The sequence below is a fragment of the Actinospineispora acaciae DSM 45401 genome (assembly GCF_000620785.1).
Lineage (GTDB): Bacteria > Actinomycetota > Actinomycetes > Mycobacteriales > Pseudonocardiaceae > Pseudonocardia > Pseudonocardia acaciae.
In genome coordinates this window covers 23846-38414 of record NZ_JIAI01000017.1, presented here as the reverse complement: position 1 = coordinate 38414, position 14569 = coordinate 23846, and the positions used below count along the sequence as shown (strand labels likewise).

Genomic DNA, 14569 nt, shown 5'->3' with positions numbered 1-14569 from the left:
CCGGATGCTTGACCTGCTCATCACGAACGGCACGGTGGTCGACGGCACCGGCCGCGAGCCCTTCCACGCCGACGTCGGCGTCGCAGCAGACCGGATCGCGCTGATCCGCCCGAATGCACAGCACGAGGCGGCGAGACGGATCGATGCGTCCGGTTTGACGGTGACACCGGGGTTCATCGATCCGCACAGCCACAGTGACTGGTCCATTCTGGGCAACCGGAAGGCACAGAGCACGATCCGTCAGGGCGTCACCACCGAGGTGGTCGGGAACTGCGGGGTCACCTACGCCCCGCTCGCCGGCGACGATCACGGCGTGGCCGAGGCGCGAGCCGCACTGCGGGCGTTCGGCTACGACGGCGAGGTCGGCTGGCGCTCGTTCGGTGACTACCTCGACCACGTGCACGGCGGTCAAGGCACCGCGCAGAACCTGTACTGGTTCGTCGGGCACACCGCGCTGCGCAACGCGGCCGGCGTCCGCGGCGACACCGTCACCGCCGGTCAGGCCGAGGCCATGCGCCGGCTGCTGGACGAGGCGCTGGACGCCGGCGCCGCCGGCATGTCGACCGGCCTGGAGTACGGCTCCGGGCGCGAGGCCGGCACCGACGAGCTGCTCGACCTCGCCTCGGTGCTGGGCCGGCGCGGCGCGCGCTACGCCAGCCACATCCGCAACCGCGACGCCCGGCTCGGCGAGTCCGTCGACGAGTTCTTCCGGATCGCCCGCGGGCACGGCCTGACCGCCCAGCTGTCCCACCTCAACGTCCGCTCCAACACCGGCGCCGCGCCCGGGGCCTGGGACGACGCCGTCGAGCGGCTGCACAGCGAACGCTCCCAAGGGCTCGACGTGCTGGCCGACATGACCCCGTACCCCGACGGCCTCGGCATGGCGACCGGCATCCTGCCCGCCTGGCTGCTGGCCGACGGCCCGGCACACGCCGCCGAGCTGCTCGCCGACCGACAGGTCCGCACGGCGCTGCGGGCCGACTGCGACCGCTACTGGCGCTTCATCCACCGTGGCGAGTGGCACCGGGTCACGCTGGCCACCAGCCCGGCAACGCCCGAGCTGGAGGGCCTGTCGTTCCCCGAGATCGCGCGGCGGCTCGGCCGCGACGAGTGGGACTGCTATTTCGACATACTGCGCGCGGCCGGGCCGAACATGTTCGGCGTGCAGCTCATGGGCCGGCTGTTCGACGACGACCACGTGGCGGCGGCCATCGCGCACCCGCTGTTCTGCCTGGGCGTGGACGGCTACACCAGCCGGCTGGACGGCCCGCTGGCCGCCCGCACCCGCCACCCGCTGTTCTTCCGGGGCCACCTGCACTACCTGGCGCACCACGTGCTGCGCCGGCGGACCCTGACCCTGGCCGACGCGGTGTACAAGATGACGGGCATGGTCGCGGAGCACTTCGGGCTGGCCGGGCGCGGCGTGCTCGCCGAGGGTGCGTTCGCCGACCTCGCGGTGCTGGACACCGCCGCGCTGGCCGCCCTGGACACGTTCGCGGTGCCGGAGGACTACCCGGCCGGCGTGCCCCATGTCGTGGTGAACGGACAACCGGTGGTGGACCGGGGCGAGCACACGGGTGCCCGCGCCGGGCGCCACCTGAGGCCCGGGAGGACAGAGTGAAGATTCGTGCGGTACGAGCCAGCGGCCTGCGAGGCGCCACGCCGGAGGGCGGCTGGTCCGACGAGCTGGCGCCCGACGACGTGGTGCACACGCTGGTCGCCGTGCACACCGACGCCGGCGTCGTCGGGTTCGGCAGCGTGTTCACCAGCGAGGCACTGGTGCGGGCGGCGCTGGACGTGCTGCGCCCGGTGCTGATCGGCCAGAACGCGCTGGAGCCGGAGCGGGTGTCGGAACGGCTGCACGGCACGACGTTCTGGTTGGGGCGCGGCGGCTCGGTCACGCACACCATCAGCGGCATCGACATGGCGCTGTGGGACATCCTGGGCAAGGCCACCGGCCAGCCGGTCGGACGGCTGCTCGGCGGGCGGTACCGGGACCGGGTGCGGCCGTACGCCTCGCTGCTGATCACGCCGCCGGAGCAGCTGGCGGACACGCTGCGCGGGCTGGCCGGCCGGGACTGGACCGCGTTCAAGATCGGCTGGGGCAGCTTCGGGCGGGTCAGCGACGCGCTGGACGAGCGGGTGGTCGCGGCGGCGCGGGAGGCGGTCGGCCCGGACGCGCTGCTGATGGTGGACGCGGGCGCGAGTGACGGCGGCTGGCGCAACGGGTACAAGTGGGCGCTGCGCACGGCGGAGATGCTCGGCCGCTACGGCGTCGCCTGGTTCGAGGAGCCGCTGCGGCCGGACGCGCTGGACGACTTCGTGGCGCTGCGGCGGGCGGCGCCGGTGCCGATCGCCGGCGGCGAGGTCCTCACCCGGCGGCAGAGCTTCTTCCCGTGGATCGAGGCCGGCGCGTTCGACGTGGTGCAGCCGGACGTGACCAAGGTCGGCGGGCTGAGCGAGCAGCGGCGCATCGGCTGGTCCGCGCACGACCACGGGGTTCGCCTCATCCCGCACGGCTGGAACACCGCGCTCGGCCTGGCCTCCGACCTGCAGCTCGCGTCCGCGCTCCCGGACACCGACCTGGTCGAGTACCTGGCCGGCTCGCCCTACATCGACGACATCACCACCGAGCGCTGGACGCTGGACGCCGACGGCATGCTCCCCATCCCGGACCGGCCAGGGCTGGGCGTCGACCTCGACCCGGGGCGGCTGGCGCGCTACTGCGACCCGGACGAGCTGCTGTCCGAAAGTTAGGCAGGCTTTCAGTCGAGAAGCACCGGCGTTTCCAACGATTCCACGAGCCGCAGGAACTGCCTTAGGTGCTCGCGCAGGTCTTCCTGTTGGTACAGCGCGGGATTCGCGTTCATGAGAATCCGCAGCGAGCCGTCACGTTGCCTGTCGTAGACGGAGATCGCGAGGTCGTCGACGTATCCGGTGGACAGCGTGTGCACCACGGTGTCCGCGTCGCCGAACCGCATGTCGTAGTCGAACGCCATGTAGTTGATTTCGAGCCCGCACTGCTGGTATGCCGCATCGCCCAGGTCCAGATCCCGCGCGAAGTCCTGGTAGCGCTCGTGCCGAAGGAGATCGCGTGCCTGGTGGAACGTCTGCCGCAGCAGTTCGCGCGTTGGCATGTGCGGCTCGATTCTCAGCCGCAGCGGCAGGCAGTTCATCACCATCGACGGAACATTCCGTGCCCGCGACCCTTTTCTGCCGGTGACGGGGACGCTCAATAGCACGTCACGCACGCCGGCGACCCGGTGCACGTAAAGCCCCGCCGCCGCCATCATCACGGTCGACACGGTGACTCGTGCCTCCCCTGCCAGCGCCCGGAGTGCGTTCGCCTTGTCCGCCGGCAGCGACCCGGCCTCGCTCAAGGAATGGTGCGAGACGGGCGCGCACCGCCCCGTCACCGGAACCTCGAGCGGCCCGTCGGCCAACGCTTTCAGCCAGTACTCGCGATCGGCGGTGTACCGCGCGGACCCGTGGTAGCGCCGCTCCTCCGCGATGACCGCGTCCAGACCCTGGTAAGGCCGTTCGGACACCGGTTTTCCGACGAGCAGTTCGTTGTAGATCTCGCAGATCCGCCGTATCAGCAACGAACCGGAGCAGCCGTCCAATGCGATGTGGTGAGCGGCGAGGAAAAGCAGGTGGTGATCGGCCGCGAGCATCAGCACGGCCATGCAACTCGTCGGACCGGCGGTCAGGTCGAACGGCCTGTCGAGCCGTTCGCGCATCCATTGCCGCGCCCGTCCCATCGGGTCGTCGGCGCAACGGAGGTCGACGACCGGCGGCGTGTTCTCCGATGCTGCCTCGACGACCTGCCACACCTGGTCGCCCTCCTCGACGAACCGGACGTTCATCGTGTCGGTGTCGGCAACACCTCGGTCGACCGCCGAGACGAGCAGGTCGAGTTCGAGCGGACCGCGCAACTCGACGTACTCACCGACGTTGTTGATCGGATTGGTGAGGTCGAGCTGCTGCTGGTGCCACACGAGCAGCTGAGCCGCCGTGAGTGGAAGACGCATGGCGGCGGATGCTAGCCAGACCCGACCAGGCCAGGCCCTCGGAACCAACCCATCTGAGTGTGTCGGACATCCGGTCGCATGAGGGGTGGCACGCCCACGTTGGTCGCATGTGACGGTTCTGGTGGGTCAGAAGTTACTAGTGTTGCGCCGATGCGAGGGACCGTCGTGACTACCCAGACCCCGGACGCGCCACCCGTCGCCGCGTCCGTCCAGGCGTCCGCGCCTCGGCCGAGCCCTCACCTGGTAGTGGATCTGGCCACGGTACGCGCCCGGTATGCCGAACTGCGCGCCGCGCTGCCCGAGGCCCGGATCTACTACGCGGTGAAGGCCAACCCGGAGCCGGCGGTACTGGCCGCTCTGGCCGGCGCCGGCAGCGGGTTCGACGTGGCCTCGCCGGGCGAGATCTCCCAGGTGCTGGGGCTCGGCGCGCCGCCGGAACTGCTGTGCTACGCCAACCCGGTGCGCAAGCCGGCCGAGGTGGCCGCCGCGGCCGGTGCGGGAGTCCGGCTGTTCGTCACCGACAGCGCCGAGGACGTGGACGTGCTGGCCGCGGCGGCGCCCGGGGCATCCGTGATGGTCCGGCTGGCGGTGGACGAGGCAGGGGCGGCAACGCCGTTCGGCGGCAAGTTCGGCTGCTCGCCGGCCGAGGCGGTGTCGCTGCTGCGCCGGGCGCTCGCGCTGGGGCTGGACGTGGCCGGGCTGAGCTTCCACGTCGGCTCGCAGCAGGTCCGGCCGGTGGCCTGGGCGCACGCGATCGGCACCGCCGCCCAGGTGGCCGCCGGGTTCGGTGCGCCCATCCGACTGCTGGACCTGGGCGGCGGGTTCCCGGTGCCCTACCGGGACGCGGTGCCCGCGCTCGCCGAGTACGCGACAACGATCAGGACGGCGGTGCGACAACACTTTCCGCACCGCCCGCCGGCGCTCGCGGTGGAACCGGGGCGGTTCCTCGTCGCCGAGGCCGGGGTGCTGCACGCCTGCGTGGTACGGGTCTCGCGGCGCCACGACGGGCGGCGCTGGGTGTATGCGGACGTCGGCCGCTACGGCGGGCTGGCCGAGACGGAGGGGGAGGCGATCGGCTACCGGCTGGCCACCGAGCATGACGGCGGCCCGGAAGCCCCGGCGGTGCTGGCCGGCCCCACCTGCGACGGCGACGACGTGCTGTACCGGGACGTGTCGCTGCCGGTGGCGCTGCGCGCCGGCGACACGATCCGGTTCCTGGCCGCCGGCGCCTACTGCGCGAGCTACGCCTCGGTCGGCTTCAACGGCCTGCCTCCGCTGCCTGTGCACTGCGTCGACACCGGCGCCGGCACGTCCGGGAGCATGCGGTGACCGCCGTGGAGTTCGCCGGTCGGCACGTGCTCGCCGAGCTCGGCGGGGTCGACCCGGACCTCCTGGACGACGAGCCCACCGTGCGCGCGGAGCTGACCTCGGCGGTCACCGAGGCGGGTGCGCGGGTGCTCGACGTGGTGGCCCACCGGTTCGCCCCGCACGGGCTGACGGTGCTGGCCATGCTGGCCGAGTCGCATGCCTCGGTGCACACCTGGCCGGAACGCGGGTCGGCCTTCGTGGACGTGTTCACCTGCGGGGACTCCGCCGATCCCGAGGGCGCCGTGGAGCTGTTGGCCAAACGGCTCGGCGCGCGGCGTATCAGCCGGGAGACCGTGCACCGGGGCGGCGCGGGCGTCACCGCCGTCCGCGAGCCGCTGTCCGCCGGGCTGCACCGGGTGTGGGACGTCACCGAGCCGCTCTGGTCCGGCCGCACCGAGTACCAGGACGTGCTGATCGGACGCACCGCGCACGGCGTCACGCTGTTCTGCGACGACGAACGGCAGAGCGCGGAGACCAGCCAGCTCGTGTACCACGAGGCGCTGCTGGTGCCCGCCCTGCTGCTCGCGCCCGCAGTCGAGCAGGTGCTGGTGATCGGTTCCAGCGAGGGCGTGGCCAGCGAGATCGCGGTGGCCGCCGGGGCGCGCCGGGTCGACCACGTGGACATCGACACCGAATGCGTGCGGGCCTGCGCCCGCTGGTTGCCCTACGGCTACACCCCGGAGGCGCTGCACGCCGCCGAGAACGGGGACGGCCCGGTGCGCGTGCACTACGCGGACGGCTGGTCGTTCCTGGCCGAGACCGACCGGCGCTACGACGTAGTGGTGATCGACCTGCCCGACGAGCGCCCGGACGACCCCGCCGCCCAGCACAACCGGCTCTACGGCGTGGAGTTCCTGCGGCGCGCGGCCGGCGTCCTGTCCGACGGCGGGGTGCTGGTCGGCCAGGCCGGGTGCGCCACGCTCTGGCGCAACGACACGCTGCTGCGCTCGGCGGAGCGGTTCGGCGCGGTGTTTCCCACCGTGGTGCACTACGGCTCCGACGAGCACGAATGGTCGTTCCTCACCGGTTCCCGGCGGGCGGTCCCCGAGCCGGTCCTCCGGATGACCGACCGCCTCGCCACCCTCCCGTACCGCCCGGCCACCCTGGATGCCGAAGCGCTGCGCCGGGGCGCCGTGCTCCCACACTCCGCCCGCGGGCGACCGTGAAACAGACCGACCGTCGGTCTAGTCGCCGGCGGCGGCCATGGGCTACGCGCGCCACACCTCGGTGCCGCCCACGTACGTGTGCCTGACCGGGATGGACGCGATGCCCCGCGGGTCGATGGCCAGCGGATCCTGGTCGAGCACCACGAAGTCGGCCAGGTAACCGGGCGCGAGCCGGCCCTTCCGGTCGGCCTCGCCGCACGCCTCGGCGGACCCGAGCGTGTAGACGCGCAACGCCTCGGCCGCGCTGATCCGCTGTTTCTCACCGATCACGGCACCGTCGTCGACACCCTGCCTGGTGACCATTCCCTGCAGCCCCAACAATGGCTCGAACGGCCCGCACGGATAGTCCGAGGAACCGGCCACCGTCACGCCGGCATCGAGGAACGAGCGGTGCGCGAACATTCTTTCCAGCCGCTCCGGGCCGTACCAGGACTCGAGCGCACCGCCGTGATAGGCGGTGTATCCGGCAAACGGGACGGCAATGGCATCGAGCGCGCGCATTCGACGCAGGATCTCGTCGTCGATCAGCGTGCAGTGCTCGATTCTGTGACGCAGTCCGGGCCTCGGAACCTCGCGCGCGAGCTGTTCATAGATGTCCAGCAGGATCCTGATAGCGGTGTCGCCGTTGGCGTGCACGCCCATTCGGTTGCCGTCCCGGTGCACCTGGGCGATCGTCTCGCGCAGCTCCTCGGTCGCGGTGATCTGGATGCCTCGGTAGTCCGAGCCGCGGAACGGTTCGGAGAGCAGGCAGGTGCGCCCGCCGATGGCGCCGTCCACGAAGCTCTTGACCCCGATCAGGCGCAGCAGGTCGTCGCCGAAACCGCTGCCGATGCCCAGGTCACGGACCTTTGGGTAGTGGTCGACGGCGATCAGCATGCTGGTGCGCAGGGTCAGCTCGCCGGCGTCGCGGGCGCGCCGCAGCAGCGCCAGGTCCTCAGGCGCGGTGAGCGCGTCGCAGATCGACGTCAGGCCGGCGGCGTGGAACATCTCCACCGCCCGGCGCAGGCCCACCGCCCGCTCCTCCGGCGAGCTGGGCCGCAGCGGCGAGTCGGTCTTGCTCGTCCCGGGGTAGAGCACGTCCATCAGCGCGCGCTCGACCAGCTTTCCGTCCAACCGGCCGTCGTCGAAACGCCCGAACTCGCCGCCGGGCGGCGGGGTGCTCCCGTCGTGATAGCCGAACGCGGACAGCGCCGCGCTGTTCGCCACGCCCCAGTGCCCGGCGACATGGGTGACCACCGTCGGAATGTCACCGGCGGCGGCGTCCAGCTCGGTGCGGGTGAGGATCCCGGTCTTGGCGTCGTCGTAGCGCGCGCCGCGCAGCCATTCACCCGGCGAGGCGTCGCGGGCGCCTTCTCGGACACGGTCGAGCAGCTTGTCCAGCGTGCCGACGGCGGCGTGGGACAGGTCCAGGTGCAGCAAATCCTCGGCGGTCATCCCGATGTGCATGTGCGCGTCGTGGAATCCGGGCACGATCGTCGCGGACCCGAAGTCGTGCACCGGCGCGGACGGGAACCTCTCCCGCAGCGCGGCCAGCGAACCGGTGGCGGTGACCCGGTCGCCGCCGGCCGCGAACGCCTGCACCGGCGCGTCCGCCTGGGCGTGCACGGTGGCGGCGGTGAAGATCGCCACCGGCGCCTCGTGAAACGTTTCAGTCATCCCTGCGCTCCTCCCCGCGTGGCACCCACCAGCATGGGGCAGGTCACGGCCGCGCGCTGGCCACGCCGGCCGCCAGCTCCGCGCGCATGCCGGCCACGAGGGCGGCCAGGCCGAGCTCGAACGCCTCGTCGGAGCGGGCGCGCCCGGTGGGCGCCTCGGCGACGGCGGCGGCCAGGTCGTCATCCACGGCCGATACGGTCGCCCACACCTCGGTGGGTGCGGCCAGGTCCAGCGCGGAGCCGAGCGCGTAGCTGTCCAGCACGGAGATCCACGGCACCACCCGGTCGCGGCGGAAGCCGGCACGGGTCAGCACGCGGGCCACCCGGTTGTAGTGGGCGACGGTCGTCTCGGCGGACACCGTCTGCCCGGTGAGCAGCGGGATCAGCCTGGGGTGGCGGGCGAAGGCGTGCCGGTAGGCGCGCAGCCAGGCGGTCACCGCCTCCTCCCAGCCGTCGGCGCCGTCTCCATCCACCGCCGCCCCAGCCACCACCACCGTGTCGCCGATCGACCCGCCGACCCGGGCCCGGATGAGCTCGACCAGCGCGGCCCGGCCGGACACGTGGTGGTAGATCGACGACGCGCTCACCCCGAGGCGTTTGGCCAGGTCGGGCATGGTGAACCCGCCGTCCTCGTCGACCAGCGCGATGGCCGCGTCGACGATCCCGTCCAGGGTCAGCAGGCGCATCCGGCGTCCCGGCACGAGCGCTCTCCCTCCGTGTGCTGCTGGTCGTCACGAACCTTGACACGCCCGTGACCCATCCGCACACTAACCGAATCTGTTTCGGATAAGCGTCGCCACACGCCGGAAGGACCACGACATGGACGTCGTCCCGCCATCCGCTCCGCCCGGGCTCAAGCGCGACGCGCTCGGGGCCGGCGGGATCGTCTTCCTGGTGGTGTCCGCGGCGGCGCCGTTGACGGTGATGGCCGGGGTGGCCCCGCTGGCGATCTCGGTGGGCGGCATCGGCACCCCGGCCGGGTACCTCGCGGCCGGCCTGGTGCTGATCGTCTTCGCGGTCGGCTTCACCGCGATGACCAGGCACGTGAGCAGCGGTGGGGCGTTCTACTCGTACGTCTCGCGCGGGCTGGGGCGGGCCGCCGGGCTGGCCGCGGCGGTGGTCGCGCTGATGTCGTACAACGCGTTGCAGATCGGGGTGTACGGACTGCTGGCCGCGCAGGCGCACGCCAGTTTTGAACAGCTCGGGCTGAACGTGCCGTGGCCGGTGTTCGCTCTGGTCGCGGTGGTTCTGGTGTGGGCGTTGGGCTACCGGGGCGTCGACGTGGGCGCGCGGGTGCTCGGCGTGCTGCTGGTCGCGGAGGCCGGCATCCTGCTGCTGATGGCGATCGGCGTGCTGGCCAGGGGCGGGGCGGTCGGGCTGGACCTGGCCTCGTTCGCGCCGGGCGCGGTGTTCGGGCCGGGGATGGGCGCGGTGCTCTCGTTCTGCTTCGCCGCGTTCATGGGCTTCGAGTCCACCGCGATCTACCGGAGCGAGGCGCGCGACCCGGCGCGGACGATCCCGCGCGCGACCTACGTCGCCGTGGTGTTCATGGCGGTGTTCTACGGGTTCGTGGTGTGGGCGGTTGTCCAGGCGTTCGGCAGCGCGCACGCGGCGGGTGCGGCGGCCGCGCACGTCTCGGACCTGTTCTACCTGGTCACCACCGACTACGTGGGCGCGTGGGCGTCCGACCTGATGCGCGTCCTGATCATCACCAGCGTGTACGCGTCGCAGCTCGCGTTCCACAACGCGATCAACCGGTACGCCTACTCGCTGGCCGGCGACGGGGCGCTGCCGGCCTGGGTCGGGGCCGTGCACCCCCGGCACGGCTCGCCGTACCGGGCCGGGCTGGTGCAGAGCGCGCTCGCGGTGGTGATCATCGGTGCCTTCGCGGTGGCGGGGGCGGATCCGTACTCGGGGCTGTTGTTGCAGGTCAACACGCCCGGAGTGATCGGCATCATCGCGCTGCAGGCGCTCACGTCGGCGGCGGTCGCGGTGTTCTTCCTGCGCCGGCAACGGGGGCTGGTGCGGCGGGGCACGGTGGTCGCGGCGGTGGTGGCGACGGTGTTGCTGTCCGCCGCGACGGTGGTGCTCGCGGACAGCGTCGACCTGCTCAGCAACGCCGGGCCGGTGGTGAACACGTTCCTGGTCGGGATGGTGCCGGCGACGTTCCTGCTCGGGCTGGTCCTGGCGTGGCGGCTGCGGTCGCGGCGGCCGGAGGTGTACGAACGGATCGGCGGCGGTGGCGGCGAGACCGTGGTGGTGTCGTGAACCCGGAGCTGATCCTGGTCGCCGGCGCTGTGCACACCATGAACGGCGAGAACGGACGGCCGCCGGTGCGTGCCGTCGCCGTGGAGGACGGCCGGATCGCCGCGGTGGGCGGGGCGCGCGACGTGCGGGAGTGGCGGACGGCCCGGACCGAGGTGCTGGACCTGGGCGACGCCGTGCTCACGCCGGGGCTGACCGACGGCCACATCCATCCGATTCACGGCATGGCGATGGCCGGCGGCGCGGACCTGTCCTCGGTGAAGACCGTGGACGAACTGCGCACGCACCTCGGGGCGGCCGCCGAAGGGCAGGCACCGGACGGCTGGGTGCTGGCCTGGGGCCTGGATCCGAACGTGTTCGGCGACCGACCGCCGAGGGCGGGCGTGTTCGAGGACGTGCTGGGTGGAAGGCCGGCGTTCGTGCGGCTGTTCGACGGCCACTCCGGGCTGGCCAGCTCGCGGGCGCTGGCCCGCGCCGGGATCACCGGGCCGCGCCGGTTCGCGCAGCGCGCCGAGATCGCCTGTGACGCCGAGGGCCGCCCGACCGGGCTGCTGCTGGAGTTCGCGGCCATGGAGCCCGTGCTGTCCGTCCTGCCTACCGAACCGGTAGCGGCCCGCGCCCAGCGGCTGCTGCGACTGCTGGCCGAGATGGCGGCGGTCGGCCTGACAGGAGGGCACGTGATGGACTTCGAGGACGACGCCGCCGCCGTGCTCGCCGCCGCCGAGGACGCCGGCGACCTCCCGGTACGGCTGCGGTTCGCGCCGTGGTGCGTGCCCGGCGTCTGCAGGGACGGCCTGGCGGAGCTGGTGGCCGCGCAGGGCACGGGCGGACGCCGCTGGCGCGTCGGCGGCGTCAAGTTCATGATCGACGGCACCATCGACAACGGCACCGCCTGGCTGGACCAGCCGGACGCGCACGGCGAGTCGACGGCGCCGCTGTGGCCCGACCCCGGCGACTACGCGCACGCCGTGCACCGCCTGGCCGCCACCGGGGTGCAGACGGCGACGCACGCGATCGGCGACGCGGCGGTCCGCACCGTGCTGGACGTGCTCGCCCGCGCGCCTCACGCGCCCGGCCGAGCGCCACACCGGGTCGAGCACATCGAGACGCTGCCGTCCACACTGGTCGGAGAGTTCCGAAGGCTCGGCGTGGTGGCCAGCATGCAGCCCACCCACTGCACGCACTACACCCGCGCCGACCACTCCGACAACTGGTCGCGTCGCCTCGGCCGCCGGCGGGCGCAACGCGCGTTCCGATGCCGTGACCTGCGGACCGCCGGGGTGACGCTGGCGCTCGGCTCGGACTGGCCGGTGGCGCCCTTCGACCCGCGCGGCGTCCTCGCCGACGCCCAGCTGCGCCGCCCCGCCGGCCGTCCCGACGTCACGCCGGTGCTCCCGTCACAGGGCCTGACCGCCCGGATGGCGCTGGAGGGCTACACCTCACACGCCGCGCGCGCTGCCGGCGAGCACGGCCTGGCCGGCGTGATCCGCCCCGGGGCCCGCGCCGACCTCACCGCGTTCACCGTCGACCCGCTGCGCGCCGACCCGGACGACCTGGCGCACGCCCCGATCGCGCTCACGCTCGTGGACGGCCGGATCACCCACCGCGCGGCCTGACCGAAACGAATGCGGCGACGACCACCGTGACCGCCGCCACGAACTCCGGGTCGTAATTCGCCTCGGACAAGACGTAACCGACGTTGATGGTGAAGTGGAATAGCGTCGCCGAAAGGACCGAGCGCCCCGAGCTCTCGTAGAGCCACACCATGATGACCCGGGCCGCGACGCTGAAGAGGCACTGCCACGCCGCCCACTCCAGCCCGTGCACCATCGCCCACGGCACCGCGTGCCACAGCGCCCACACGCAGCCGAGGACCAGCCCGGTGCCCAGCCGCCCGAACCGGCGGCGCAGCGGTTCGAGCGCGTAGCCCGTCCAGCCCGCCTCCTCGCAGGCCGCCGCGACCAGCAGTCCCACGAACAGCGCCACCATGGCCAGCGGCCCCGGGCCGGTGTCCGGCGCGGAGTAGTTCCCGGTCGCGCGCGTCATCCAGTACGCGATGAGGGTGATCGCGGGCGCCAGCAGCAGGATCGGCAGGTACCACACCGCCGGGCGGACGCCGGCGCGCGCGAACACCCGCCGCAGCAGCTCGCCCGCGTTCCCCTCCCGGTGCGACAGGTACACGGCGGCGATGAGCGGACAGACGACCATGAACCCGCTGACCGGAAGGTCCGCCGGGAGCATTCCACCGGATAGCGCACCGAGCACCAGAAATGGCACCGACAGAACGAAGACGAGCACGAAGAACGTCAACACTTTTGTCCGTGCCCGCTGTTCGATATCCACTACGCCCCCGCCGTTTCGATATCCGTCGCCGGGGAGCGTACCGTCGCCCGGGTGGACGGCGTGAGAACACCAAAGGTCGACCTGCGGCGCGCGGTCGACAGGTTCCACACCGAGCTGGACTGGCTCGACTCGCGCCACTCGTTCTCGTTCGGCCACCACTACGACGAGCGCAACACCCACCACGGCCTGCTGCTGGTCAACAACGACGACACGGTCGCGCCCGGCACCGGCTTCGACACCCACCCGCACCGGGACATGGAGATCGTCACCTGGGTGCTGCGCGGCTCGCTGGTGCACCAGGACTCCGAGGGCCACAACGGCGTGATCTACCCCGGGCTCGCGCAACGGATGAGCGCCGGCACCGGCATCCTGCACTCGGAGAAGAACGACGCCCCGGACGCGCACGACCAGCCGGTGCACTTCGTCCAGATGTGGGTGCTGCCGGACGAGGGCGGCCTCACGCCCGGCTACCAGCAGGCCGAGGTGGACGCCGAGCTGCTCGCCGGTGGCCTGGTGCCCGTCGCGTCCGGGATGGCCCGCCACGACGCCGCGATCCGGATCAACAGCTCGGACGCCGCGCTGTACGCCGCCCGCCTGGACACCGGCGGGTCCGTGCGCCTGCCCGACGCCCCGTACCTGCACCTGTTCATCGCGCGCGGCGCCGTCACCCTGGAGTCCGCGGGCGAACTGACCGCCGGCGACGCCGTGCGCCTGACCGCCACCGGCGGCCACCTCCTCACCGCCACCGCCCCCGCCGAACTTCTCCTCTGGGAGATGCACACCGCCCTGGGCTGACACCACGCGTGAGTGGCTAGGGCCGCTATGACGGCCCTAGCCACTCACGGGTTGGGGGTCGCACAGGCAGCGCAGGCAGGCGTCTGCGAAGACGTGCACCTCTCGGCGGCCGCCCGCGCTGCGCCAGGCCACCGCGAGCTCGGCCGGCGGCAGGCCGGTGACCGGGCGGAAGGCCAGGTCGGCTCGGCGGTAGTTGTCGGTGTCGCCGACGGACACGAGCGCAACGCCGAGCGCGGCGGCCACCGCCTCGAACATCTCGTCGGCGGTCGATGCCTCGGCGGCGATCCGGGGCGGGGTGTCGCGCTGGTCGGCCGCCAGCCAGAACGCGCGCAACGGCCCGGCCGAGGCGGGCAGCGCGATGAACGGCTCGTCGGCCAGCTCGGCGAACGGCACCACGTCGCGGGCGGCCAGCCGATGCCCGGCGGGCAGCGCCACCCACCGCTCCTCGGTGGCCACCACCGTCCAGGACAGCTTGTCGCCGGGCGGGAACGGCAGCCAGGCCACCGCCACGTCCACCTCGTCGGAGCACAGCCCGGCCGACGGATCGGCCCACGACACCTGCCGGAACAGCAGCTTCCAGTCCGGCAGCACGCGCGCCATCCGCCCGGTCACCACCGGGATCAGCCCGCGCCCGATCCTGGTCTGGAACCCGACGGTGAGCGTCCGCCCTCGGCCGGCGTCGGCCAGCGCGCGCTGGGTCCGCGACCACCCCTCGATCAGCTCGCGCGCCCTGGGCAGCAGCGCCTGCCCCTCCGGGGTCAGCGCGACCGTGCGCCGGTCCCGCTCGAACAGGGTGACCCGCAGGGTGAGCTCGAGCTGGCGGATCTGCTTGCTCAGCGTCGGCTGGGAGATGAACAGCCGCTCGGTGGCCGCCCTGGTGAAGCTGAGCTCCTCGGCGACGGCGACGAAGTACCGAAGGTCCCGCAGGTGCACGTCCATAGACAGA

General features: G+C 72.6%; 12 protein-coding genes and 1 pseudogene. 8 read left to right on the top strand and 5 right to left on the bottom strand.

Annotated elements, in window-relative coordinates; genetic code table 11:
* Positions 1-4 precede the first annotated feature (4 nt).
* Positions 5-1621 (top strand): N-acyl-D-amino-acid deacylase family protein, encoded by a 1617-nt coding sequence (locus N912_RS0141945; RefSeq protein WP_028927148.1) that lies wholly within the window; start codon positions 5-7, stop codon positions 1619-1621.
* Entirely contained in the window at positions 1618-2757 is a 1140-nt protein-coding gene (locus N912_RS0141940) for a mandelate racemase/muconate lactonizing enzyme family protein (protein ID WP_028927147.1), read from the top strand. The genes N912_RS0141945 and N912_RS0141940 overlap by 4 nt, the downstream gene beginning before the upstream one ends.
* An 8-nt stretch (positions 2758-2765) precedes the next feature.
* Here the strand turns inward: N912_RS0141940 and N912_RS0141935 are convergent, their stop codons facing one another.
* Positions 2766-4031 (bottom strand): condensation domain-containing protein, encoded by a 1266-nt coding sequence (locus N912_RS0141935; RefSeq protein WP_028927146.1) that lies wholly within the window; start codon positions 4029-4031, stop codon positions 2766-2768.
* A 150-nt stretch (positions 4032-4181) separates the two neighbouring features.
* On the opposite strand from N912_RS0141935, the gene N912_RS58025 reads away from it, so the two are divergent.
* The 3 genes and pseudogenes from N912_RS58025 (at position 4182) to N912_RS0141925 (ending at position 6565) form a co-directional block, all read left to right on the top strand.
* Complete coding sequence (locus N912_RS58025; RefSeq protein WP_084211759.1) at positions 4182-5360, top strand: type III PLP-dependent enzyme; 1179 nt, start codon at positions 4182-4184, stop codon at positions 5358-5360.
* Positions 5357-5704: pseudogene (gene speD / locus N912_RS66185) on the top strand (adenosylmethionine decarboxylase); the annotation flags it as partial. The gene N912_RS58025 and the pseudogene speD, both read left to right, overlap by 4 nt.
* Positions 5693-6565, top strand: coding sequence for a spermidine synthase (locus N912_RS0141925; RefSeq protein WP_342670900.1), 873 nt, complete (start codon positions 5693-5695; stop codon positions 6563-6565). The pseudogene speD and the gene N912_RS0141925, both read left to right, overlap by 12 nt.
* Before the next feature lie 42 nt (positions 6566-6607).
* Here the strand turns inward: N912_RS0141925 and N912_RS0141920 are convergent, their stop codons facing one another.
* Both N912_RS0141920 and N912_RS0141915 read right to left on the bottom strand, forming a co-directional pair.
* On the bottom strand, positions 6608-8221 hold the full coding sequence (locus N912_RS0141920; protein ID WP_028927144.1) for an amidohydrolase: 1614 nt from the start codon (positions 8219-8221) through the stop codon (positions 6608-6610).
* A gap of 43 nt (positions 8222-8264) precedes the next feature.
* Positions 8265-8921 (bottom strand): TetR/AcrR family transcriptional regulator, encoded by a 657-nt coding sequence (locus tag N912_RS0141915; RefSeq protein WP_028927143.1) that lies wholly within the window; start codon positions 8919-8921, stop codon positions 8265-8267.
* 118 nt (positions 8922-9039) lie between these two features.
* On the opposite strand from N912_RS0141915, the gene N912_RS0141910 reads away from it, so the two are divergent.
* Together N912_RS0141910 and N912_RS0141905 are read left to right on the top strand one after the other, a co-directional pair.
* Positions 9040-10488 (top strand): APC family permease, encoded by a 1449-nt coding sequence (locus N912_RS0141910; protein WP_028927142.1) that lies wholly within the window; start codon positions 9040-9042, stop codon positions 10486-10488.
* A complete protein-coding gene (locus N912_RS0141905; protein WP_028927141.1) occupies positions 10485-12101 on the top strand; it encodes an amidohydrolase in 1617 nt (538 codons plus the stop codon). The genes N912_RS0141910 and N912_RS0141905 overlap by 4 nt, the downstream gene beginning before the upstream one ends.
* Here the strand turns inward: N912_RS0141905 and N912_RS58020 are convergent.
* The gene (locus tag N912_RS58020) at positions 12082-12726 is read right to left on the bottom strand and encodes a CPBP family intramembrane glutamic endopeptidase (RefSeq protein ID WP_051581545.1); all 645 of its coding nucleotides are present in this window, start codon (positions 12724-12726) and stop codon (positions 12082-12084) included. The two genes, N912_RS0141905 and N912_RS58020, sit on opposite strands and share 20 nt — an antisense overlap.
* 162 nt (positions 12727-12888) lie before the next feature.
* Here N912_RS58020 and N912_RS0141895 point away from each other — a divergent pair, with 162 nt between their 5' ends.
* On the top strand, positions 12889-13623 hold the full coding sequence (locus tag N912_RS0141895) for a pirin family protein (protein WP_037069460.1): 735 nt from the start codon (positions 12889-12891) through the stop codon (positions 13621-13623).
* 36 nt (positions 13624-13659) lie between these two features.
* On the opposite strand, the gene N912_RS0141890 is transcribed toward N912_RS0141895, so the two are convergent.
* Positions 13660-14562: a LysR family transcriptional regulator gene (locus tag N912_RS0141890; RefSeq protein WP_051581544.1), complete on the bottom strand. Its 903-nt coding sequence runs from the start codon at positions 14560-14562 to the stop codon at positions 13660-13662.
* Positions 14563-14569 lie beyond the last annotated feature (7 nt).